At 65.7% G+C, this 21,854-nt stretch carries 28 protein-coding genes; 25 read left to right on the plus strand and 3 right to left on the minus strand.

Going from position 1 to position 21,854, the window contains the following annotated elements; translation table 11 throughout:
* Window positions 1-21: 21 nt before the first annotated feature.
* Window positions 22-582, minus strand: a complete 561-nt coding sequence (locus VGD10_RS01880) for a hypothetical protein (protein WP_331039097.1) — start codon at window positions 580-582, stop codon at window positions 22-24.
* A 123-nt stretch (window positions 583-705) separates the two neighbouring features.
* Between VGD10_RS01880 and VGD10_RS01885 the strand changes: the two genes are divergently transcribed.
* From VGD10_RS01885 to VGD10_RS01905, 5 genes are all read left to right on the plus strand, one after another.
* Window positions 706-2,040, plus strand: a complete 1,335-nt coding sequence (locus VGD10_RS01885; protein ID WP_331039098.1) for a DNA-packaging protein — start codon at window positions 706-708, stop codon at window positions 2,038-2,040.
* 59 nt (window positions 2,041-2,099) lie between these two features.
* The gene (locus VGD10_RS01890; protein WP_331039099.1) at window positions 2,100-2,459 is read left to right on the plus strand and encodes a hypothetical protein; all 360 of its coding nucleotides are present in this window, start codon (window positions 2,100-2,102) and stop codon (window positions 2,457-2,459) included.
* A 111-nt stretch (window positions 2,460-2,570) separates the two neighbouring features.
* Window positions 2,571-3,716, plus strand: a complete 1,146-nt coding sequence (locus VGD10_RS01895) for a phage portal protein (protein WP_331039100.1) — start codon at window positions 2,571-2,573, stop codon at window positions 3,714-3,716.
* Window positions 3,713-4,021 (plus strand): DUF6127 family protein, encoded by a 309-nt coding sequence (locus VGD10_RS01900; RefSeq protein ID WP_331039101.1) that lies wholly within the window; start codon window positions 3,713-3,715, stop codon window positions 4,019-4,021. Before VGD10_RS01895 ends, VGD10_RS01900 begins: the two co-directional genes overlap by 4 nt.
* Window positions 4,018-4,410, plus strand: coding sequence for an HK97 family phage prohead protease (locus VGD10_RS01905; protein WP_331039102.1), 393 nt, complete (start codon window positions 4,018-4,020; stop codon window positions 4,408-4,410). Before VGD10_RS01900 ends, VGD10_RS01905 begins: the two co-directional genes overlap by 4 nt.
* A gap of 12 nt (window positions 4,411-4,422) precedes the next feature.
* On the opposite strand, the gene VGD10_RS01910 is transcribed toward VGD10_RS01905, so the two are convergent.
* Complete coding sequence (locus VGD10_RS01910; RefSeq protein WP_331039103.1) at window positions 4,423-4,971, minus strand: hypothetical protein; 549 nt, start codon at window positions 4,969-4,971, stop codon at window positions 4,423-4,425.
* A 109-nt stretch (window positions 4,972-5,080) separates the two neighbouring features.
* On the opposite strand from VGD10_RS01910, the gene VGD10_RS01915 reads away from it, so the two are divergent.
* From VGD10_RS01915 to gp17, 8 genes are all read left to right on the plus strand, one after another.
* Window positions 5,081-5,977, plus strand: coding sequence for a hypothetical protein (locus VGD10_RS01915; protein WP_331039104.1), 897 nt, complete (start codon window positions 5,081-5,083; stop codon window positions 5,975-5,977).
* Window positions 5,974-6,885 carry a hypothetical protein gene (locus VGD10_RS01920; protein ID WP_331039105.1) on the plus strand — a complete coding sequence of 304 codons (912 nt, stop codon included), beginning with the start codon at window positions 5,974-5,976 and terminating at the stop codon, window positions 6,883-6,885. Before VGD10_RS01915 ends, VGD10_RS01920 begins: the two co-directional genes overlap by 4 nt.
* Window positions 6,886-6,973: 88 nt before the next feature.
* Window positions 6,974-8,098 (plus strand): phage major capsid protein, encoded by a 1,125-nt coding sequence (locus VGD10_RS01925; protein WP_331039106.1) that lies wholly within the window; start codon window positions 6,974-6,976, stop codon window positions 8,096-8,098.
* A gap of 106 nt (window positions 8,099-8,204) precedes the next feature.
* On the plus strand, window positions 8,205-8,471 hold the full coding sequence (locus VGD10_RS01930; protein WP_331039107.1) for a spike base protein, RCAP_Rcc01079 family: 267 nt from the start codon (window positions 8,205-8,207) through the stop codon (window positions 8,469-8,471).
* Complete coding sequence (locus VGD10_RS01935; RefSeq protein WP_331039108.1) at window positions 8,471-9,187, plus strand: hypothetical protein; 717 nt, start codon at window positions 8,471-8,473, stop codon at window positions 9,185-9,187. Before VGD10_RS01930 ends, VGD10_RS01935 begins: the two co-directional genes overlap by 1 nt.
* 41 nt (window positions 9,188-9,228) lie before the next feature.
* The gene (locus tag VGD10_RS01940) at window positions 9,229-9,762 is read left to right on the plus strand and encodes a head-tail connector protein (RefSeq protein WP_331039109.1); all 534 of its coding nucleotides are present in this window, start codon (window positions 9,229-9,231) and stop codon (window positions 9,760-9,762) included.
* Entirely contained in the window at window positions 9,759-9,968 is a 210-nt protein-coding gene (locus tag VGD10_RS01945) for a hypothetical protein (RefSeq protein ID WP_331039110.1), read from the plus strand. The genes VGD10_RS01940 and VGD10_RS01945 overlap by 4 nt, the downstream gene beginning before the upstream one ends.
* Window positions 9,965-10,342, plus strand: coding sequence for a tail completion protein gp17 (gene gp17 / locus VGD10_RS01950; RefSeq protein WP_331039111.1), 378 nt, complete (start codon window positions 9,965-9,967; stop codon window positions 10,340-10,342). Before VGD10_RS01945 ends, gp17 begins: the two co-directional genes overlap by 4 nt.
* A 7-nt stretch (window positions 10,343-10,349) precedes the next feature.
* Here gp17 and VGD10_RS01955 read toward each other — a convergent pair whose 3' ends face one another.
* Window positions 10,350-10,670: a hypothetical protein gene (locus tag VGD10_RS01955; RefSeq protein WP_331039112.1), complete on the minus strand. Its 321-nt coding sequence runs from the start codon at window positions 10,668-10,670 to the stop codon at window positions 10,350-10,352.
* Window positions 10,671-10,717: 47 nt separating this feature from the next.
* On the opposite strand from VGD10_RS01955, the gene VGD10_RS01960 reads away from it, so the two are divergent.
* The 12 genes from VGD10_RS01960 (at window position 10,718) to VGD10_RS02015 (ending at window position 21,741) form a co-directional block, all read left to right on the plus strand.
* Window positions 10,718-11,125: a phage tail protein gene (locus VGD10_RS01960; RefSeq protein ID WP_331039113.1), complete on the plus strand. Its 408-nt coding sequence runs from the start codon at window positions 10,718-10,720 to the stop codon at window positions 11,123-11,125.
* A complete protein-coding gene (locus VGD10_RS01965) occupies window positions 11,122-11,433 on the plus strand; it encodes a gene transfer agent family protein (protein ID WP_331039114.1) in 312 nt (103 codons plus the stop codon). Before VGD10_RS01960 ends, VGD10_RS01965 begins: the two co-directional genes overlap by 4 nt.
* Entirely contained in the window at window positions 11,426-11,611 is a 186-nt protein-coding gene (locus VGD10_RS01970) for a phage tail assembly chaperone (protein WP_331039115.1), read from the plus strand. Before VGD10_RS01965 ends, VGD10_RS01970 begins: the two co-directional genes overlap by 8 nt.
* Window positions 11,604-12,173, plus strand: a complete 570-nt coding sequence (locus tag VGD10_RS01975) for a tail tape measure protein (protein ID WP_331039116.1) — start codon at window positions 11,604-11,606, stop codon at window positions 12,171-12,173. The genes VGD10_RS01970 and VGD10_RS01975 overlap by 8 nt, the downstream gene beginning before the upstream one ends.
* Before the next feature lies 1 nt (window position 12,174).
* Window positions 12,175-14,430, plus strand: coding sequence for a DUF2460 domain-containing protein (locus VGD10_RS01980; RefSeq protein ID WP_331039117.1), 2,256 nt, complete (start codon window positions 12,175-12,177; stop codon window positions 14,428-14,430).
* Window positions 14,427-15,242: a DUF2163 domain-containing protein gene (locus VGD10_RS01985; protein ID WP_331039118.1), complete on the plus strand. Its 816-nt coding sequence runs from the start codon at window positions 14,427-14,429 to the stop codon at window positions 15,240-15,242. The genes VGD10_RS01980 and VGD10_RS01985 overlap by 4 nt, the downstream gene beginning before the upstream one ends.
* A 2-nt stretch (window positions 15,243-15,244) precedes the next feature.
* Complete coding sequence (locus VGD10_RS01990; RefSeq protein ID WP_331039119.1) at window positions 15,245-15,631, plus strand: peptidoglycan endopeptidase; 387 nt, start codon at window positions 15,245-15,247, stop codon at window positions 15,629-15,631.
* Window position 15,632: 1 nt separating this feature from the next.
* Window positions 15,633-17,804 carry a phage tail protein gene (locus VGD10_RS01995; protein WP_331039120.1) on the plus strand — a complete coding sequence of 724 codons (2,172 nt, stop codon included), beginning with the start codon at window positions 15,633-15,635 and terminating at the stop codon, window positions 17,802-17,804.
* 11 nt (window positions 17,805-17,815) lie between these two features.
* On the plus strand, window positions 17,816-18,313 hold the full coding sequence (locus VGD10_RS02000; protein ID WP_331039121.1) for a DUF2793 domain-containing protein: 498 nt from the start codon (window positions 17,816-17,818) through the stop codon (window positions 18,311-18,313).
* A gap of 200 nt (window positions 18,314-18,513) precedes the next feature.
* Window positions 18,514-19,647, plus strand: a complete 1,134-nt coding sequence (locus VGD10_RS02005) for an OmpA family protein (RefSeq protein ID WP_331039122.1) — start codon at window positions 18,514-18,516, stop codon at window positions 19,645-19,647.
* A 187-nt stretch (window positions 19,648-19,834) separates the two neighbouring features.
* Window positions 19,835-21,160: a UDP-glucose/GDP-mannose dehydrogenase family protein gene (locus VGD10_RS02010; protein WP_331039123.1), complete on the plus strand. Its 1,326-nt coding sequence runs from the start codon at window positions 19,835-19,837 to the stop codon at window positions 21,158-21,160.
* Between the two features lie 44 nt (window positions 21,161-21,204).
* A complete protein-coding gene (locus VGD10_RS02015; protein WP_331039124.1) occupies window positions 21,205-21,741 on the plus strand; it encodes a superoxide dismutase family protein in 537 nt (178 codons plus the stop codon).
* The last annotated feature ends 113 nt before the right edge of the window (window positions 21,742-21,854 follow it).

Consider the following 21,854-nt stretch of genomic DNA (forward strand, 5'->3'; position numbering starts at 1 on the left):
TTCGCGCTGGGTGATTAAGGGTCAGCCGCGCCAGCGGCGCATGGCGTCGCGATAGGCGGCTTCGGCCTTGTCGCGGGCGCGGGCGAGGCCGGCGGTTTCGTCCGCCTGCGCCTTTTCGAGCGCGCGGCGTTCGCGGGCGAGCGCGGCTTCCCGCTGCGCGAGGTCGTTTAGCCCCTGTTTCTGACGGGCTTCTGCTTCGGTAAGGGCCGCTTCTGCTTCGTCGAGGGCGGCGCGGCTTGGCTTGGGCTTGGGTCTCGGCGGCGGCTTCGGCTTCGCCTTGGGCGGAGCAGGCGCCGCTTCGGCTTCTTCGGCGGCCTTGCGGCGCGGTGGCGGCGGCGTGTCGCCCAAGGCAGCGATCTGTTCGGCGGCTGTGCCGCGGAGGCGCTTGATGACCGTGCCGGGGCTGGCGAGCGGCTCGGCGGCCAGCGCAGGATCGGTGACGAGCTCCGCCTGGCCGCGGGCAAACACGTCCTTGTCCGTGCCCCAGGCCTCGATCGCCGCCTTCTGGCTCGGCGCCGCGACATAGGCGTCGTGAAAGCCGATCGGCGTCCGGAACACTTTCAATTTCTGATTGGCCGGCATCGCGGCGGCATAACGCGCAGGCGCCGCGGGCGGAAGCGTGCGTGAGGGTGGGAAAGAGCAGATGCGGATCTGGTCGATGACGACGATGCGGCGGCCGGTGCGGGCGCGGGCGGGCTGACGGCGATGTGGGAGGCATATCTTTCGCCTGAGCAGCTGAGCGTCTTCGCGGGGCTTCCGGACGAGGAGCAGATGCGGCTGCTTCGGGCGATGACACCGAAAGAGGTGCTGCGGTTCGACGCCAGCTTCGAACAATGGCGGCACGCGGGGCAGGCGCCGCCGCGGGCCGAGGGCTGGCGCACCTGGTTGATGCTGGCCGGGCGCGGCTACGGCAAGACGCGCGCTGGGGCGGAGTGGATCACTCGGCTCGCCAACCAGCGGCTCCGGCCGGTGCGGATCGCGCTGGTCGGCGCGAACCCCGAAGAGGTGCGGAAGGTGATGATCGAGGGCGAGAGCGGCCTTCTTGCCGTCGGCGACAATTATGGCTGCCGCCCGCGCTGGGAGCCGGGGCTGGGCCGGCTTCGCTGGCGGGGCGGAAGCGAGGCGTGCATCTATTCGGGCGCCGACCCCGACAGCCTGCGCGGGCCGCAGCATCATTATGCCTGGTGCGACGAGATCGCGAAATGGCAGCGGCCGGAGGAGGCATGGACGAACCTTCAGCTGACGCTGAGGCTCGGCGAGCGGCCGCGGGCGCTCGTCACGACGACGCCGCGGCCGATCCCGCTGCTGAAGGCTATCGAGGCGGACACGGCGCTCTGCGTCACCACGCGCGGGCGGACGGCGGACAATGCGCACCTCCCCGAAAGCTTCGTCGAGGCGATGGTCGCGACCTATGGTGGAACGCGGCTGGGGCGGCAGGAGCTTGACGGCGAGACGCTGGAGGATGCGGACGGGGCGCTGTGGAGCCGGAAGCTGATCGAGCGATCGCGTCAAAGTGGTACTTTGGCGCGGGATTACGTGCGCATCGTGATCGGCGTGGATCCGCCGGCGTCGGCGCATGGCGATGCGTGCGGGATCGTGGCGGTCGGGCTTGGGCGCGACGGCATCGGCTATGTGATCGGTGATCATACGGTCGCTGGCCGGACGCCGGAAGGCTGGGCGACCGCGGTGGCGGACGCCTATGCGCTGCATGATGCCGACCGGGTGGTCGCTGAGAAGAATAATGGCGGCGAGATGGTGGAAAGCGTGCTCCGCGCCGCCGATGCCGGGCTGCCGGTGCGGCTCGTCCACGCATCGCGGGGCAAGGCAGCGCGGGCGGAGCCGGTCGCGGCGCTGTTCGAGAAGGGCAAGGCGCGGTTCGCCGGGCGCTTCCCGGAGCTCGAGGACGAGCTTGCCGGGATGACGGCGGGCGGCGGCTATGACGGGCCGGGCCGGTCGCCGGACCGGGCGGACGCGATGGTCTGGGCGCTGACGGAGCTGATGCTGAAGAAGGAGCGGGTGTTCAGGATTACGATGCTCTAAGTCGCCTCGATAGCCAATGCGGAGTGGCGGAGGGCGGAGGCCGGCTCTATGGCGCGCCCATGGACACGTTTCTCCAGTTCAAGACATGGATCGAGCAATATAGCGGGCTGGAGCGGGATGCGCTTCATATCCATGGTGCGCTCTTTCTCTACATTCTGGCGATGGTGTTGTTTCGGCAGAGCCGGCGGAGCCGTTTTCCATGGCTGTTCGTGCTGGGCCTGGAGCTGATGAATGAGGCGGCCGACCTTTACCAGCAGGCGAGCACGGGGGAGCCGCCGCGGTGGGGCGCGAGCCTCAAGGACCTTTGGAACACGATGCTGTGGCCAACCGTGCTGCTGCTGATCGGGCGTTACACGAACCTATTCCAGCACCGCACGAGGGACGCACATCGGGCGAAAGTTGATGAACCGGATAGGTGAAAAGTGCTTGACAGCGTGACGCTGTTATGGCACAAGATAGTCATGCTCCAGAAGTGTGAGTCGCTTCGGACGATCAGGCGGTAGCGCCGCCTTCTCTTACAGGATGAGCAGATGAAATGGTTTGGCCGCAAGGCCGCGCGGGCTTCCGTGCGGCCTTTTCTGTTGCGCGGGTTCGGGGCGGGAGCGGGCGAATGGCCGCGGTCCTACGAGGCGCAGGTGCGGGAGGCCTATCTGCAGAACCCGGTTGCGCAGCGGGCGGTGCGGCTGGTGGCGGAAGGGTGCGGAGGTGCCGTGATCTATTCGAGCGGCGTTGACACCCCTCCACCGCGCGGTGCGCGGTCGCCCTCCCCCGCTGGGGGAGGATTGGAGTGGTTGGTTCCGGCGGCGCTGATTGAGACGGTGGCGGCGCAATTGCTGCTTCATGGCAACGCCTTCGTGCAGATCCTCTGCGATGCGGAAGGCGAGCCGGCGGAGCTGTTCCCGCTTCGCCCGGAGCGGGTGAAGGTGGAGGCGGATGCCGGCGGATGGCCGGCCACTTATCTCTACAAAGCTGGCGAGACGCGGACGCGGATTGCAGCTCGGGACGGGCTTGGGCGGCCGGGCCTCATCCACCTCAAAGCCATGCACCCGCTGGACGATCATTATGGGCTCGGCTGCCTCGGCGCGGCGGCCGGCGCGGTCGCGATCCACAATGAAGCGACGCGGTGGAACAAGGCCTTGCTCGACAATGCGGCGCGGCCCTCCGGAGCCCTGCTGTACGACGCCAGCGATGGCGCGGTGATGAGCGGGGAGCAGTTCGACCGCGTGCGGGCGGAGCTCGAAACCTACTTCCAGGGATCGGCCAATGCCGGGCGGCCGATGCTGCTGGAAGGCGGGATGAAATGGCAGGCGATGAGCATGACGCCCGCCGACATGAATTTCGTGGAGCTGAAGGCCGCCGCGGCGCGGGAGATCGCATTGGCGTTCGGCGTGCCGCCGATGCTGCTCGGCCTTCCGGGCGATAGCACCTACGCCAATTACCGGGAGGCGAACCGCGCTTTGTGGCGGCTCACCATCCTGCCGATGATGGCGCGGATTTTGGGCGGATTGTCGGCGGGGCTTGGCGCCTGGTGGCCGGGGCTGAAGCTGGAAGTGGACGTGGACCGGGTGTCGGCGCTGGCCGAGGAGCGGGAGAAGCTCTGGCGGCAGGTGAGCGGAGCGGATTTCCTCAGCGCAGACGAGAAGCGCGAGATGCTTGGATTTGAGAGGCGGCAATGACGGACATGGCGATGCTGGCGGCGTTGATGCGGCAGGCGGAAGGGCAGGGGGTGGAGCTGGTGACGCTCCGGGCGCTGGTCGAAGAGGCGAGTCAGGCCGGGGCGGAGCGGGCGCTTGGCGCACTCGGGCTCAACGAACCCGGCGCGCGGCGGGACATGGACGAGCTTCGCGAGCTTTTGCAGGCGTGGCGCGATGCCAAGAAATCGGCGTGGAAGGCGGTGGTCGGCTGGGCGGTGCGGGTTGGCCTTGCGGCGGTGGTTGTCGGCATGGCCGTGAAGCTGGGTTTGACGGAGATGATCGCGTGAGGTTCGCGGGCTATGCCGCCATCTTTGGGCATCCGGATCGCGGCGGCGATGTGGTGAAGGCGGGGGCGTTTGCGCGGGCATTGAAGTGTGGGGCGGGTGCGGTGCCTTTGCTGTGGCAGCATGAGCCGGGGCGGCCAATCGGGCGGATCGAATATTTGAAGGAGGATAAGCGCGGCCTGCGGGTGATCGCGCGACTGTCGGAGGGGAAGAGCGGGCGCGAGGCGGCGGCTTTACTGAAGGAGGGCGCGGTGGGCGGCCTCAGCTTCGGCTATCGCGTGCGGGAAGCGCGCGGGGAGCAGCCGCGTGAGCTGACTGATCTGGAACTGGTGGAGGTGAGTTTGGTGACGTTTCCGATGCAGCCCAAGGCACGGGTGCATGCGGTGGAGTAATTGGTCTAAGTGCTATTGCTTGTCCTCCGGCATCAGGTCGCTCCGGATCCATTCGTAGCGGTCGAGAAGCACACGAACCAGTCCATCCATCTCCGCGTGATACAAGTGCGCGTGAGGCGTCGGAATATCTGGAGTGCCCATGTGAAAGCCGAGGCCGCGAAGTACCTGGGTGAATGAGTCCAGAGGGCCATAAGCGTACAGCAAGTTGTGGCGATCCCACACGAGGGTGGCGCGGTCGTCAGGGGAAAATATCCAGATGTCGTGGCGGGCATCGCTACGGAGGAGAGGGGCGAAGTCTGCAAAGAAGGCGTGGAGTTCGCTATTCGTCAGCGGCGGGCTTTGATAACGGCCCGCAGGCGCGCCTTCGCGCGGCGTGTGGAGAAGGTAGAGCAGATAAAAGGGCTGAGACATGCACTGTGCAAGCGATAGCATGACAGCTGGATCGCCGCCGGGGATGCCACAAACTAGTCGGTCGTAGGAGCCTGTTTGCTGCCGCTCGAAGAGGGGCGGGTGCGAATGGCAAACCCATTTGCCGCCAGAGAAATGTTCAAGTTTGTGCATGGCGCTCCATACATCCGGGGGCCTTAACAAAGGTGAACTAGTTAGCCGGCATTGAGGCAGGTGCGTGCGCTCGACTGACAAGATGAAGAACGCGGGTTAAGGGAGCGACGTGGGTCGGATCAGAACGTTTGCTATCGGCATTCTCCTCCATCTGGCGGCGTTCGCTTTCGTGTGCGGCGTGGCTGGTGCCATATTGTCGCTCGCGATGGGAGCGAGCTGGTATCTAGCCATTCCGTTCTTCATCGGGCTTTTTGCTTTCGGCGCGGTGTTTGCCGTTCCGCTGTATCTGGTCGCGGCAACCGGCCAGGAAGTGAAATGGTGGTTGGCGACCGCCGTCGGGTTTGTCGCTGGGGCGACGGGCCCGGCGATCGGAGGCGCCCTGCTTGGCGTCGGCGGGCTAGGCCTGCTTGGCGCACTTTGCGGGACGTTGTTCTGGCTGCTCGTCGCGCCATTCACGTACCGCCATGTCCTGGTCGATGCGGGTCCGCCCGCCATTCGGCCTGCGCTATTTGCATTGCTGGTGCTTGCTGTGCCGCTGATCGCGATCACCGCGAGAATATATTTCGAGCCGCGGGAGGAATATCTACCATGCGAAGGAGTACGGCCGGGCGATCCTGATGATGCGGGGCGGCCGGTCTTTCATCTGGAGATCGATATCCCGGAGGCGGAGTGGCCGACCTTCGAAACGATCATGCACGGCTTTGCGGCAGAATATAGATGGGCTTACCGGGCAGACTCCGATGAGAAGCCCAGCAAGATGCTGCAAGTGTCGACTTGCAATGAGGCGAGGCTCCATTTCCTGGCGACTTCACAGGACAAGATGGAATTGGCCGTTTACCCACATGGCAGCGGCGACCAATGGCACGTGCCGTTTGCCGATCTTTATGGACGTATCAAGCGGCGCTGGCCGGACGCGCGGCTGATCGGGCGGGACGGTGAGCCGATGGCGGTGCCGGAGTGGCTGGGGCAGGACGCGCGGGAGGAATCGGAAGGTCTCCGCAAATGAAACGGCGGACCATCGGCAACATCTTGGCGATCGCGGTGCATGCGGCGGCGTTGGTGATTGCCAGCGGTGTAGGTGCGTTGCTGCTGTTTGCGCTGGATACCGTGATCGATCTGTTCGGGGTGTTCTGTGTGATCTTCGTGATCGGCACCGTACTCGGGATGCCTGTTTACCTCGCCATTGCAGCGAGGAGGCGCCTGCGGGCGCTGCATCCATTTCTTACAGGCTTTCTGATTGGAGGCATCCTTCCTCTACTGCTGTTACCCGCGGAGCAATGGGAAGGGATAATCGACGCTCCAAAGGCATTGATCGTGGTCGGCTTCGGCGGCCTGGGAGGGCTCTGCGCGCTCGTTTTCTGGTGGATCGCAAGACCTTTCATCGCTCCGCCGGGTGGGGAGTTCGACAGGCATCGAGCGGTCGACACATGGCGTCAGCAGTGGGCGGCGGCAGCGATGATTAGTGCCCCGATCATGGCCGCTTCGCTGTGGACGATCGAGCGGATGAAAGAGCGTCCCACGTACGGGCTGTGCGAGTTTCCAGAGGTAGGTGCCAATTACCCATTTTACGTCGAGCTGCAAATCGGACCCGAAGAATGGGAAGCGCTCAGCTTCCTGATGAAGGAGTTCGCGGAGCAACGAGGCTGGAGGTATCGATCGAAAATCGAAACCGAGCCGCGCATGCTCGACATCGAGATATGCCATAGGAGCGGGGTGGCGATCCCCGTCACTGACGATTTTCAGCAGTCCGTCCAAATTCCCATTCACATCGTGCGGGAAGAGGCAGATTGGCAGCCGGCCTTTACCGACCTTCATCGCCGGATCGAACGGCGGTGGCCGGGGAAAACCAGCTTTCACAGGCCTGATGGCGAGAAGATGTCGCGGCTTCCCGGACGGGAGGCGAGGACGCAGTAAGGTTGCGATCGTCGGCTTCCGGAGAAGAAGAAACGAGGGCCCTCGCTCCATTGGAGCGGGGGCTTTTTTCATGAGCAAGGAGAAGAGCATGTTTGAGGTGAAGGCGGATCCGCTGGAGGCGTCGTTTGAGGCGCTGGAGCGGGAGAGTGAGGATGTGGACGCGCTGCGCGGCGAGGTGGCGGCGTTGAAGGCGCGGATGGATGCGACGGCTGTAGCCGGCGCTCGGCCGGCGCTTAGCGGGGCTAAGGGTGAGAGTTCGCCCTTCGTGGAGAATTATCTGCGGAAAGGCCTCGAGGCGGGGCTGGAGGTGAAGGCGCTTGCCGGCACGTCCGATGCCGCGGGCGGCTATGCGGTGCCGGAGGAGATTGATGAGCAGATCGACAAGGTGCTTGCAAGCATCTCGCCCATTCGCGCCATCGCCAATGTGGTGAAGGTCGGAAGCGCCGGGTACCGGAAGCTTGTGACCCGGAGCGGCACGCCTTCCGGCTGGGTTTCGGAAGATGCGGTGCGGCCGGAGACGGCAACGCCGGACTTCGTCGAGATCGCTCCGCCGTTCGGCGAGCTGTACGCCAATCCGGCGGCAAGCCAGTCGATGCTCGACGATGCGGCGTTCGACGTCGAAGCTTGGCTCGCGCAGGAGATCGCGACGGAGTTCGCGCGGGCGGAAGGCGCGGCGTTCGTCAGCGGCAGCGGGGTCAACCGGCCGAAGGGCTTCCTTGCCGCGCCGACGTCAGCACAGGGCGATGCTTCGCGGCCGTTCGGAACGCTGCAGTTCGTGACCAGCGGCGCCGCGGGCGCCTTCGCGGCGACGAACCCGCAGGACAAGCTGATCGACCTCGTCCAGGCGCTTCGCCCGCCTTACCGGCAGGGCGCGGTGTTCGTGATGAATTCATCGACTGCGGCGCGCATCCGGAAGCTGAAGACGGCGGACGGCGCGTTCCTGTGGCAGCCTTCGCTGTCGGCGGGGCAGCCGGACACCTTGCTCGGCTATCCGGTGGTTGAGGCCGAGGATATGCCGGACATTGCGGCGGACAGCCTTTCGATCGCCTTCGGCAACTTCAAGGCAGGCTACCTGATTGCCGAGCGGACGGAGACGCAGATCCTTCGCGATCCGTATAGCCGGAAGCCGTTCGTCCACTTCTATGCGACGAAGCGGATCGGCGGGCAGGTGGTGAATTCGGAAGCCATCAAGCTGATGAAGTTTGCAGTTTAGGTCGAAGTGCTACTTCGACCTAGGTGAGGCTCCCCTTTCGGGAGCCTTTTTTGTGCGCCGTCTCGGTCCCCCTGCCGAGGCGGCGCAACTCATTTGGAGAGGCGAAATGGCGGATCAGTTTTCCGGGACGCTGGACAGCGTGTCGAGCCCGGCGACGCGGGCGGTGGCGGTGGCGCCGCATGATGCGAATGCGCTCGTCGATATTCCGAAGGCCTTGTTCGTGGGAACGGGCGGCAATCTGATGCTGCGCGGCTCGGGCGGCGGGGCGGACGTTTTGTTCCGGAACGTGCCGGACGGGTGCGTGCTGCCGTTCCGAGCTCAATTCGTGCGGGCGACGGGCACTACCGCCACGGATATCGTGGCGCTTTACTGATGATCGACCTTGCGCTTCGGCAGCGGGGGAGCTTCAGCCCGCGGGCCTTGTTCAGGAGCGGCGCGGCCGGCGTTTGGTTCGATCCGTCCGACCTCGGCTCCATGAGCCAGAATAGCGACGGGACCGGCGCGGCGGCGGTGGACGGGCCGGTCGGGCGTATCCTCGACAAGTCCGGGCGCGGCAATCATGCGGTGCAGCCGCTGGCGGCGGCGCGGCCGATGCTTCGGCGGGAGAATGGGCTCCACTTCTTGGAATTCGCGGCCGACGACAGCCTTCGCGCCGCCTTTGCCGTCGCGCAGCCGTGGGAGCGGGTGTCGGCCATCCGGCAGATCAGCTGGACCCTGTTCGCGCGCATCTATGGCGGGGCGAATACGCTGGCGGGGCAGCTTGTGCAGGCGGGGACGGCGCCGACCATCGAAATGCGGTCGGGGGCGAACATCGCCAATCCGGGGCTCGTAATCGGGGTGAACGGCATCGTGACCGAGCGGCATAACGGCGCGGCAAGCCGCATCGCGGTCAACGCCGGTGTGCCCGTGACGGGCGACGGCGGCAATGTCGCGGCGGACGGGATCACGATCGGCGCGCGTGAGGGCGTGGCGGGCTCAAACTCCAACATCAGGCTCTATGGGCTCGTCATGATCGGGCGCGAGCTGAGCGTGGCGGAAGGCCGGATGCTGCGCGGCTTCATGGCGGCGCGGGCCGGGATCCAGTTCTAAGCGAGGGAGGCCCTTGTGACGAAAGAGAGAAAGGCGCTCCGATGCTGAGCGCCGCGCCCATCCTGTTGCCCGCGGTGGCGGCGGAAGAGCTGAAAGCCTATCTGCGGATCGTCGGTGCGGACGAAGATGCGCTGGCGGCTCGGCTGATGCGGAGCGCGGCCGAGCTGTGTGAGCGTTTTACCGGTCAGGCATTGGTGGCGCGGAGCTTCGTTGAGACGGTGCAGGCGAGCAGCGCCTGGACGCGGCTTGCGGGGACGCCGCTGAGGGCGATTACGGCAGTGGAGGCGCTTGGGGCGGAGGCTACGGTGCTGCCGTCGGCGGCCTATGCGGTGGATATCGATGCGAATGGCGATGGCTGGGTCCGGCTGACCGCGCCGGTCGACGCGCCGCGGCTGCGGGTGACGTTCGAGGCGGGCATGGGCGCGGAGTGGAATGCGCTTCCCGAGCCGCTTCGGCAGGGCGCGGTGCGGCTTGCGGCGCACTTCTATGCCGAGCGGGACGAGGCGGAGGGGGCAGGGCCGCCCGCGGCGGTGACGGCTTTGTGGCGGCCCTATCGGAGGATGAGGCTCAGATGATGTTCGAACGGCTGGTGGACCGGGTGGAGGCGCGGGCGGAGCAGTACGCGCGGGAGCGTGCGGTGGCGCTTGCAGAGGAGGCTGGGGCGAAACTGCCGGAGGGCGTGGCGGCGGAGGCGGCTCCCGAGGGGGTGCGGCTGATCGGGCGGAGCCTTAGGCGGCGCTTCGTGCTTGAGCCGGCGCTGCGCTGGATGCGGCTGTTATGAGCGCGGGCGAAAAGCTGCAGGCGGCAGCGATCGCGGCGCTGAAGGCGATGGGCAGGTTCGGCGTTTATGAGGGGCCGCCGGTGCAGGCGGTGATGCCGCATGCGATCGTCGAGGCTGGGCCGGAAAGCGACTGGAGCCACAAGAGCGGCGCGGGGCGCGAGGTGCGGCTGGCGGTGACGCTGAAGGATGTGGGGGAGCGGCCGGTGCGGCTGCGGGCGCTGATGGACGAGGCGGAGGCGGCGCTGGAGGGGTTGGCCCCCGATGGGTGGCAGCTCGTCACCATGCGGATGATGCGGAGCGGCATGGCGCGGGACGCGAAGGGGGTCTGGACGGGCGCGAGCGATTATCGCGCCCGGATGCTGAAACTGGAATAGCGGCCGCTTATTGCGGCGCGGCCGCCTCGAAATAGGTTTCCGTCACGTTGACGAGATAATCCTCGGCTTGAAGCTTGGCGCCTTCCTCGGCGGCGGCGCGCTTCGAGCCGGTCTTCACGTCATAATCGACGAGCGATTTCCTGAATGCCGCTTCCTCAGTGGCGCAGGCGGTTTTGAGGGCGGCGGTGAAGGCCTCCTTCTCCATCTTTTCGGAGCGTTTCTCCTTCGCGATCTTGCTGAGGCAGGAGGAATAATCGCGGCGGGGAGCGGCCGGCGGACCCTGCAGGGCGGCGGCGGCCAGTGTCGTAGCAAGCGCAAGCGAAATCATCGTTCGATCTCCATGCAAATAAGCTTGAACTTAGAAGAGGATGACTCATGCCAGCGGAAAAGGGAAGCGCATTCCTATTGAAGGTCGGAAACGGCGGATCGCCGCCCGTTTTTGCGACCATCGCGGGGATGCGGACGACGCAGATGTCGGTGAATGGCGAAGCGGTGAACGTGACCAGCAAGGACTCGGGCGGTTGGCGAGAGCTGCTGTCTGGGGCGGGGGTGCGGTCCGTATCGCTGGCGGCGAGCGGGATCTTCACGGGATCGGCGGCCGAGGGGCGGGTGAAGACCAATGCGCTCGGCGGCGTCATCGATGATTATGAGCTGAGCTTCGAAAGCGGAGAGCGGATGCGGGGGCGCTTCCTGGTGACGCGGCTGGATTATGCCGGCGACTATAACGGGGAGCGGAATTACACGATGAGCCTGGAAAGCTCCGGGCCGGTGGTGACGGTATGAGCGCGAATGCAGTGCGGGGTGAGGCAGCCATCGTGGTGGCGGGAGAGGCTCTAGTCCTTCGGCCTTCGTTCGAAGCGCTGGTGGCCGCTGAGGAGGAGCTTGGACCTTTGTTCGCTTTGGTTGAGCGGGCGGCGGAAGGCGGGCTTCGCGTAGGCGAGATGGCGGCTTTGTTCTGGCACTGTGTCAGGGAGCGGCCGGACTGGTGCACGCGGGAGAAGGTCGGGGCGGCGATTGCGGAGGCCGGGCTTGCGAAGGTGACGCCGGCGCTGAAGCTGCTGCTCGTGCAGATATTGCAGGGGCGTGTTTAGCGACGCGGCGGCGCGGCTGGCGGGACTTGCTGGCGCGCTGCTTGGGTGGCGGCCGGAGGAGTTCTGGAAGGCGACGCCCGCGGAATTGGCGGCGGTGCTTGGGGCGATGATCCCGGAAGAGGTTGCGGCGACGGCGGACGATCTGGCGCGGCTGAGAGAGATGTTTCCCGATGGATGAAGAGATCGAACGGCTGCTGGTGAGCGTGCGGGCGGACACATCCGCCTTTGCGCGGGACGTGGCGGAGATGCGGAGCGCACTGGACGGCCCGCTGGCGGCGGGGGTGGACCGGGCCGGCCGGGCGCTCGAGAATGCGCTGGTTCGGGCGGTGCGGACCGGCAAGCTTGGCTTCGAGGATCTGAAGCGGGTGGCGCTTTCGGCCATGGCCGAGATCGCCGCGGCGGCGGTGCGTAACGGGATCGGCGCGGTGCTTGGCGGCGGAGGCGGGAAGAGCCTGTTCGGCAGTGCGGGCGCCGTGCTCGCGGGGCTGCTCGGGGCGCCGGGACGTGCGACCGGTGGGCCGGTGTCGCCGGGGCGGCCTTACCTCGTCGGCGAACGCGGACCGGAGCTGTTCGTGCCGACGTCGAGCGGGCGAGTTGAAGCTGGCAGCGGGGGCGCGCGCGACGTGCGGCTCAGCATCACCATCAACGCCCCGCAAGGCGCGGAGCCGCGTGCGCTGGCCCAGTCGAGCCGCCAAGTGGCGAGCGCGGTTAAGCGCGCACTTATGCGGGTGGAGGATTGATATGGCGCACTGGCTGGCTTCGCCGGGCAGCGCGAAGCGGTTTGGCTTTGTGAAGCGCTTTGACGCGCGGTTCTGGACGGTTAATTTTCCGCGGCCGATGATGGCTTCGGTGGTGACGACCGAGCCGAATGCGCTTCGGGTCGATGCGGTCTTCTACAAGGCGGACGATCTGGCGGGGCTGATCTGGGAGGCGGAGGACCGGCACGATCATGTGCTGGCGGCTTACGAGACTGCCCGTGACTTTCGGAAATGCGTGCTGAAGTTCCGCTGGCGTAGCGGGGGTGTGCGGGCCCTGGATGCGGTGGACGGGCCGACGCTGACCATCGAGGGGCGGGACGAGAGCGGGCAGGCGCGAAGCTGGTATGTGCGGCTTTGGAATTATGCATCGGGTGCGCCGGAAGATGCGGCGTTGACGCTGGATTTTTCCAGCCTGCGCGGCGGCTGGGACCAGGACGATCCTGTCTTTGCGGGCGATGTGGACCGGATGTTCATCTCGCTGGTGCCGCCGGGCTTCACGCGAGAAGATGCGCCTCTAGGGGCGCCGCGGGAGGGGTGGGCGGAGCTCAGCCAGATCAGCTGCGACGGATCGGGATCGGTGCTGTCGATCGGCGAGACTTTGGTGCCGGAGCACAGGCTCCGGCTCGCGACTGGGTACGACGATCTTTATCATGTGACTCCGGAGCGGATGCTGCGGAACTGCATCGCGCTCGGCTATCGCGGGCTGATCAACCACTATGTGGGCATGAGCCATTATTTCCAGCTCGAGGCGAATAGCGGCGGTTTCTATGTGAGCCTTGCCGGAGGCACTCTGAACGCGCCGTGCGCGGCCTGGCACCGGGATTTCTGCGCGCGGGCGAAGGCGCTTGGCTACGAGGTGATCCTGTCGCTGAGCTACGAATTGTTCGACCAGCATTGCTGGGGCGACTGGAAGCAGAGGGCGGAGGATGGGAGCCCGGCGCTGACCGGCTGGGACCCGCCGTCGGCGCTGCTGTCGCCGGCGCATGACGGGGCGATGGGATATTTGCAGGCGGTGGGACGGGCCTTTGCGGCCATTGCGCGGGATGCGGGGCTGACGGTCAGGTTCCAGGTCGGAGAACCTTGGTGGTGGGTGCGGGCGGATGGCCGCATCTGCCTATACGATGATGCGGCGAAGGCGGCTTTCTCGCCCGTTTCGATCGGTGATGTTCGGGGCACGCTCAGCGCGGCGCAGAAGGCAACGCTGGATGCGGCGGGGGCGGTGCTGGCGGCATCGACCTCGGCCTTGTGCGCGGCGGTGAAGGCGCAGGCGCCCGGAGCCGAGACCTTGCTTCTGGTTTATTTGCCGACCGTCCTCGACGGTGCAGAGGCGCGGCGGGCCAACGTGCCGGTCGGGTGGGCAACGCCTGCCTTCGACGTGCTGCAGCTCGAAGATTATGACTGGGTGACCGCCCGCAATGCAGGGGCGAGCGCGCGCGGCGTTGCGGAGGCGGCGGCCCGGCTCGGCTACGCGCGGCAGGATCAGCACTATTTCGGAGGCTTCGTGCTGCGGCCGGAGGACCGGGGGCAGTGGCATGCGATCGCCGCGGCGGCGGAGCGGTCAGAGGCGGCGGAGGTGTTCGTCTGGGCTCTGCCGCAGGTGATCCGCGACGGCTTCACATGGTTTGAAATTGGAGAGGATGACGTGGAGGCTTTCGACGATGTGCGCTTTCCGATCGGGATCGGGCGGGAGGCGAGCGTGGAGCCCGCTTTCTCGACATCGGTGGTGACGACGGCGAACGGTTTCGAGCACCGGAACAGCGACTGGGCGGATGCGCAGCTACGCTTCGATGCTGGGCCAGGGGTAAGAAGCGAGGCGGAGCTGAGGACGTTGACCGAGTTCTTCAGGGCCAGGCGCGGTGCAGCGATCGGCTTCCGCTTCGAGGACCCGTTCGACAATGCGGCTGAGAACGTGCTGCTCGGCGAAGGCGACGGGGTGCGGACCGAATTCGCGCTGGTGAAACATTATGGCGAGCAGGTGCGGCGGCTCACTCGGCCGGTGCCGGGCAGCGTGCGGCTGTTCGTGGAGGGCGAGGAGAGGGTGAGCGGCTGGACGCTGGCGGAGAAAGGGAGGGTGCGGTTCGATGCGGCCCCTGCCGACGGCGCTGAGGTGCGGGCGAGCTTCCGCTTCGACGTGCCGGTGCGCTTCGCCGAGGACCGGCTGAGCCTTAGCCGCGCAACATTCGAGGCAGGCGAGGCGGCGAGCGTTCCGCTGATCGAGATCAGGGAAGAGGCGGCGTGAGCTTTCTCGACAAGCCGCTCACCACCACCGCCTTTTGCTGGCGGCTGGAGCGGCGGGACGGCGTGACGATCGGCTTCACGACGCATGACCGGGCGCTGACCATCGGCGGCCTCGTGTACCGCGCGGCGCCGGGTATGTTGCCGTCTTCGATCAGCCAGACAGATGGGTTCGACGCGGCATCGCTGGATGTGGAAGGCGCGTCGACCAGCGCCGCCATTTCCGGGCGGGACCTGATGGCAGGGCGGTGGGACGGGGCGGCGGTGACGATCTTCCTGGTGGATTGGGAGGATCCGGATGGCGCGCAGGTGCCGCTGGCACGGGGCGAGCTTGGCGATGTCAGCATGCGCGGCAACGGCTTTTCGGCGGAGCTGCGCGGGCCGACGGCTGCGCTCGACCGACCGGTGGTGGAGCAGACCTCGCCCGAATGCCGGGCGCGGCTCGGCGACAAAAGGTGCCGGGTGGATATGGGGCCGCGGGTGCGAGTGACGCGGATCGCGGCTGTGGTTGCCGAAGAGGTTGTGGATGTAGCCGAGGCGGCGGTCGGCGAGAATGTCTACGCCTACGGGCGGCTCCGCTGGCTCAGCGGCGCGAATAGCGGGCTCGAAAGTGGGGTTATGGCCTCTGGCGGGCTACGGCTGACGCTTCGGGAGCCGCCGCCTTTTACGCCTTCGGCAGGCGATCTCGTCGAAATTGGTGAGGGCTGCGACAAGCGTGTTTCGACCTGTGCCGGGCGGTTCGGCAATGTTCTGAACTTTCGAGGCGAGCCGCATCTGCCGGGCATGGACCTTTTGACCCGCTATCCGGGAGCCTGAACATGACGAAGAGAGGCGATGCCGTCGCCGCGCGGGCGCGGCGGCTGGTGGGCGTGCGCTTTCGGCCGCAGGGTCGGGGGCGGGAGACGGGACTCGATTGCGTCGGGCTGGTGGCGGCGGCGCTCCGGGTGCGGTGCGTGCGGTCGGATTATGCATTGCGGGGCGGCAGTCTGGACGAGCTGGAGGCGGCGCTTCGGACTGCGCGGCTGACGCGGATCGATGTGGTGCGGCCGGGCGACGTGCTGGTGCTTAAGGCCGGGCCTGGGCAGCTGCATCTGGCGGTCGCAACGGAGGGCGGGTTCGTCCATGCCCATGCGGGGCTCGGCAAGGTTGTAGAGACGCCTGGGGCGCCGGAATGGCCTCTGCTCGGCATCTGGCGGAAAAGCTGAGATGGCGACCCTGATCCTGACGGCTGTCGGTACGGCCGTCGGAGGACCCATAGGCGGCGCGATCGGCGCCTTGATCGGCCAGCAGGCGGATGTGGCGCTCTTTGCACCGAAGCGGCGGCAGGGGCCGAGGCTAGGCGAGCTTGCCGTCCAGACATCCTCCTACAGCACCGCGATACCGAAGATATTCGGGCGAATGCGGGTGGCGGGGACGGTGATCTGGGCCACCGACCTGCAGGAGCGGAGGAGCACGAGCGGCGGCGGCAAGGGCCAGCCGAAGACGACGAATTACAGCTATTCGGCATCCTTTGCGGTGGCGCTTTCGGCGCGGCCGGTACGGGCGGTGCGGCGGATCTGGGCGGACGGAAAGTTGCTCCGGGGCGCAGCGGGCGACTTCAAGAGCCGGACGAAGTATCGGGTGTACTTCGGAGACGAGGATCAGGCGGCGGACCCGCTGATCGCGTCGGCGGAAGGGATCGGTAACGCGCCCGCCTTTCGCGGCATCGCTTACGCCATGTTCGAGGATTTCGAGCTTGCCGATTACGGCAACCGCATTCCGTCGCTTACCTTCGAGGTGGTGGTGGAGGAGGGGCCCGTCGCGATCGGCGCGATTGCGGAGGAGCTGAGCGGCGGAGTTGTAGCTGGGGGCGAGACGCCCACGGTGACCGGGTTTGCGGCAGGCGGAAACAGCGTCCGGGCGGCGATCGAGCCGTTCAGCGAACTGATGGGCCTGCCGCTGCTGGAAGAGGCCGGTCGGTTGCGGCTGACGCGGGCGGTGGCTGCGCCGCTAGACATCGCTGCAGGTGAAGAAGGCGCGGCGGCGAGGGGGAGTGGCGGGCGCACCGAAATGGATCGGCGCGCGAGCGCAAGCGTCGCCGGAGAGGTGAGCGTTGCCTATCATGATGCGGAGCGGGATTATCAGACCGGCCTTCAGCGCGCGGGGAGGGGCGAGGGGGCGGTTGTCGAACAGAATGCCCTGGCCGCGGTGTTGACACCCTCCGAGGCCAAGGCGATCGCCGAAGCGCGGCTAGCGGCGCTGCTCGCATCCCGCACCAGTGGCAAAATATTCCTGCCGCCAAGGCGTGCGGGGCTGCAGCCGGGTCAGTTACTTCGGCTGCCGGGGCAGGCGGGGACCTGGCGGGTCTCGCGAAAGACGATCGGAGCGGGCGGGTTGGTGTCGCTAGACCTCGCAAGACTCGCCGCGGGATCATTGGCCGTGGTGGAAGCGGACAGCGGACGGGCATCCGCGCCCAGGGATGTAAGGATCGGCGCTACTACGCTCCGCCTGCTCGACCTCCCGCTTTACGGGGAGCCTACGGACCGGGTTCGGCTATACGCCTTCGCCGCGGGTGCTGAGGAAGGGTGGCGGCGGGCGGAACTGACGGCGAGCTTCGATGGCGGCGTGAGTTGGACCGCCGTCGGCGGAACTGGCGCTCCCGCGGTGATCGGGCGGGCGGTGACGGTGCTGGGCAAGGCTGGCTCGGCGCTGACGGACTTGCGCAGCAGCGTCGAGATCGAACTGCTGAACGAGGGCATGTGGCTCGAGAGCAGGAGCGATGCGGCGCTGAGCGCTGGCGCGAACCTCGCCGCGATTGGCGAAGAGCTTGTCCAGTTTGGCATGGCGGAGGCTTTGGGCGAGAGGCGGTTCCGCCTGTCGAGGCTTCTACGCGGTCGGCGGGGGACGGAGTGGGCTTCGGCTGGCCACGGTTTTGGTGATGATTTCGTGCTGATCGAGGTGGACTGCGCCGCGATAGTGGAACCACCTGCGGGGTTCCTCGGAGCTGACCTGCTGCTGTCGGCGAGCGGGGTGGGGGACGCCGTGCCGGTGGAGGCGAGGCGGTTCGTTACCGGCGAGACTGTGCGCCCGCCTGCACCTGTGCATCTTCAGGCTCTGCGGCTGGCAAATGGCGATGTGGCGATCAGCTGGATACGTCGGAGCCGTGGCGGCTGGAACTGGGCCAGCGGCAGCGACACGCCGTTGGGCGAAGAGCGCGAAGCCTACCTTGTCGAGATACGCGGCGCGGGTGCGGCTCGGACGGAGACGGTCGGGGAGCCCGGATTCCTCTACGGAGCCGCTGATCAAGATACCGACGGGAATGAGGGTGCGCTGCAGATTAGCGCCCGCCAGCTCGGAAGGGCGGCGTCCTCCCGATGGACGCATATTTCTCTTCCATAGGAGCAGCATTGATGAGTGAGGCGACCGCGCGTTTTACGCTCCCCTTCATTTTGCCTGGACAGGCGCAGAAGGAATTGAGTCATAACGAAGCGCTGGTGCGCATTGACGCGATTTCGCATGCGGCGAGCGAGGGCCCTCCCGCGACCGACCCCCCTCCAGCTCCCGATGAGGGGCAGTGCTGGGTTGTCGCGGATCCGGCCACCGGCGCATGGAGCGGGCACGGAAAGTCGCTGGCGGTATGGACCGGCGGCGGCTGGCGCTTTCTTGACCCGCAGCCCGGCATGTTGGTTTGGAACAAGGAACTGGGCGTCTGGATGCATTTCGATGGAGCAGCTTGGATAAACGGCGGTTTGCCCGCAACGGCATTTTACGTTGCGGGCCAGCAAGTCGTCGGTCAGCGGCAGCCGCCGGTGCCAAGCCCTTCTGGAGGAACGATAATCGACCAGGAAGCACGTGCCGCCATCGGCGAGATTACTGCGGCTTTAATGTCACACGGTCTGATTGGTTAGGCTTTTTTGCGGTTCGGGTGAAACTGAATAGTAAGGCCGTCGTTTCAGGGCTCGTCTGCCGATGGCATCGTTTCGTGATAGTCATGAAGTGATGCACTTAGGCAACAAAAGCGGGGCTTACGTGCTTGCACCTAAACTTCGCTTACCTTAATGAGTTCACGTCGTTCCAAAAGGGACGCTGTAAGAAAGGGGAAGATTTTATGCGGAAGCTTGCCATCGCAATGGCGCTTTCATCCACCGTCCTCGCCACCCCGGCACTTGCGCGCGACGGCGCCTGGTATGTGGGTGCCGAGTTCGGCGCGATGATCGTCGAAGATATGGATGTCGATATTGGCGCAAACGATGATGCGCTCACCGTCAACCATGACTATGGTTATGACGGCGCGCTGTTCGCCGGCTACGATCTCGGTTCCTTCCGAGTGGAGATTGAGGCGTCGCAGAAGAAGGCCGAGGTCGAAGGCTTTCAGCAGACCGGTCTTTTCGTACCTGGTTATCGTACTGTTGCCGGATCGCCTGGTTCGGTAGATACCGGTGTTGGCTTTGCTCGTGTGCAAAGCTTGATGCTTAACGGCATGCTGGATTTCGGTGACGATGATTTCGAAGACGCAGGGGTTTCCGGGTTTATCGGAGGCGGCATCGGCTATGCGCGTATTAAGCAGGTCGTAGGGGCCTTCGCTAATCAGCCAGGTGTCCTCGATGATCGTGACTCGGGTCTTGCATGGCAAGTAATTGCGGGTGTTCGTCAGGCGCTGAGTCCGAACATCGATGCCCAGTTAAAGTATCGTTTCTTCAACATGACCGACGTGGAGATGTCGAATGCGGAGTTGTTGGGTGGTGGTGACACCAGCACCCGCTTCCGGTCGCACAGCATCCTCGGCGGTCTGGTGTTCAACTTCGGTGCGGCTCCGCCTCCGCCGCCTCCGCCTCCGCCTCCGCCGCCTCCGCCGCCTCCCCCGCCGCCTCCGCCGCCTCCGCCGGTGGTCACCCCGGTTGGGCCGTTCATCGTGTTCTTCGACTGGGATCGGTCGGACATCACGCCGCAGGCTGCTGCGATCCTCGACAACGCCGCCGCTGCTTACCAGCAGACCGGTCAGGCGCAGGTCGTGCTCGCCGGCCACGCGGACCGTTCGGGTTCGGCGGACTACAACGTTGGTCTGTCGCAGCGTCGTGCCGACGCTGTCCGCAGCTACCTCGCCGGCCGCGGCGTGCCGAATGGCGCGATGGCGACCGAAGCGTTCGGCGAAAGCCGTCCGCTCGTCGAGACTGCAGACGGTGTCCGTGAGCCGCAGAACCGGCGCGTGGAAATCACCTTCGGTCCGGGTTCGGGCATGTAAGGTGGGCTCCCGCTGCTTCGGCGACGGGAACCGCAGAAAAGAGGGAGCCGGTCCGATTGGGCCGGCTCTTTTCTTTTATAAGGTTCGAGTTTTTCCTGATTGATAGAGCCAACCCGAATTAGGTGCTGAAAACCGCTGCCCGCTTTGCTACGCGGCGCACACCTTCCGCTAGTCACAAGGATTTTCGATGCGCATCGCGGTTATTGGGACCGGTTATGTCGGTCTTGTCTCTGGCGCCTGCTTCTCCGATTTCGGTCATCACGTCGTTTGCGTCGACCAGGATGAAGCGAAGATCGAGGCGCTGCACCGCGGAGTGATGCCGATCTTCGAGCCTGGGCTCGACCAGCTAGTAGGTCGTAATGTCAGGGATGGTCGGTTGGAGTTCACCACCGATCTTCCTTCCGCCGTGGCGGAGGCCGAGGCGATCTTCATTGCAGTCGGAACGCCTTCGCGGCGCGGCGACGGTCACGCGGATCTGAGCTACGTCTATGGCGCGACAGAGGAGATTGCCGCCGCATTGAAGCGTCCTGCTGTCGTTGTCACGAAATCCACGGTGCCGGTCGGAACCGGGGACGAGGTGGAACGGATTATCCGCAAGACATCGCCTGATGCCAAGGCCTGGGTCGTCTCCAATCCCGAATTCCTGCGCGAGGGTGCGGCCATTGAGGATTTCAAGCGGCCCGATCGGATTGTGGTCGGAACTGAAGACGCCGAAGCGGCCGAGATCATGCGGGAAGTTTACCGGCCTCTCTACCTCAACAAGGCGCCATTACTCTTCACCAGCAGGCGCACGGCTGAGCTCATTAAATATGCGGCTAACGCCTTCCTAGCGACGAAGATCACCTTCATCAACGAGATTGCGGACCTCTGCGAGGTGGTGGGCGCGGACGTGCAGGATGTGAGCCGTGGGATTGGGCTCGATAATCGTATCGGCCCCAAATTTCTGCATGCGGGGCCGGGCTATGGCGGGTCGTGCTTCCCCAAGGACACGCTCGCCCTGCTGAAGACGTCCGAGGATTATCAGGCGCCGCTTCGCATCGTTGAGGCGGTCGTGAGCGTCAACGATACGCGGAAGCGCGCAATGGGACGCAAGGTCATCCAAGCATTAGGAGGGGATGCGCGCGGCAAGACCGTCGGATTGCTCGGGCTGACCTTCAAGCCGAACACTGATGACATGCGCGACGCTCCGTCGATCAGCATCGTCCAGGCGCTCGAAGATGCCGGAGCGAAGGTGCGCGGCTATGACCCGGAGGGCGTCGAGCAGGCTCGGCCGCTCATGCCGAACGTCGAATTCTGTGCCACGCCTTATGAAGCTGCCAAGGAAGCCGACGCCGTGGTGATTGTCACCGAATGGGATGTCCTTCGCGCGCTCAATCTCGACGAGCTTCGGAAGACGATGCGTCAGCCCGTTCTCGTCGACCTTCGCAACGTCTATCCGCCCCAAGATGCGGCGGAAGCAGGCTTCCGCTGGTACGGCATCGGCAAACCGGGTCAGAACGAAGTGGCGGCCTGAAACCGTTGCGGCTCCGGCTCGTTGGGCGAGGAGGAGACGCGAAAATGAAGAAGCTGGTTGCTATCGCCTCTGCGCTCGTCGCACTTGGCGGCTGTGCGGATTTAGGATTGGTCCCCCCGCCAGCGGATTACCCGCAGTTCACGAGCGCTGGCGCCGACCTTCGCAGTGCGACGGGCGCAAGCGTCGGCACCGCTACCGTGACTCAGGTTGGCGATCGGCTGCGTCTCGCTGTAGACGCCAGCAGCCTTCCGCCGGGCGCGCGCGGCATCCATATCCATCAGATGGGCGTTTGCGCCGGCCCGGATTTCACGAGCGCCGGCCCCCACTGGAACCCGGCCGGGCGCCAGCACGGCAAGGATAATCCCGCCGGGATGCATCTTGGCGACCTCCCCAATTTGCTGATTGGTGCGGATGGGCGCGGGTCTATGGAATATACCATCCCGGCTCAGGCAAGTTTGGTCGCGCTTCTCGACGGTGACGGGGCGTCGGTCGTGATCCACGCGACTTCCGACGATTACCGCACCGATCCTTCTGGAAACAGCGGAGCGCGTATCGCTTGTGGCGTGCTTCAGCCGCGATAGCTTGCCCGGTCAGGCGTGGGCCTTCGCCAATGGGTCGCGCGAGCGACACTGGTTTAGAGAGTCTTCGCGTTGCGCTCTGGTAGAGGCATCCGTAGCAGAGCGAATGTTCCGGA

Origin of the sequence: Allosphingosinicella sp. (assembly GCF_036402135.1) — a bacterium.
Taxonomy (GTDB): domain Bacteria; phylum Pseudomonadota; class Alphaproteobacteria; order Sphingomonadales; family Sphingomonadaceae; genus Allosphingosinicella.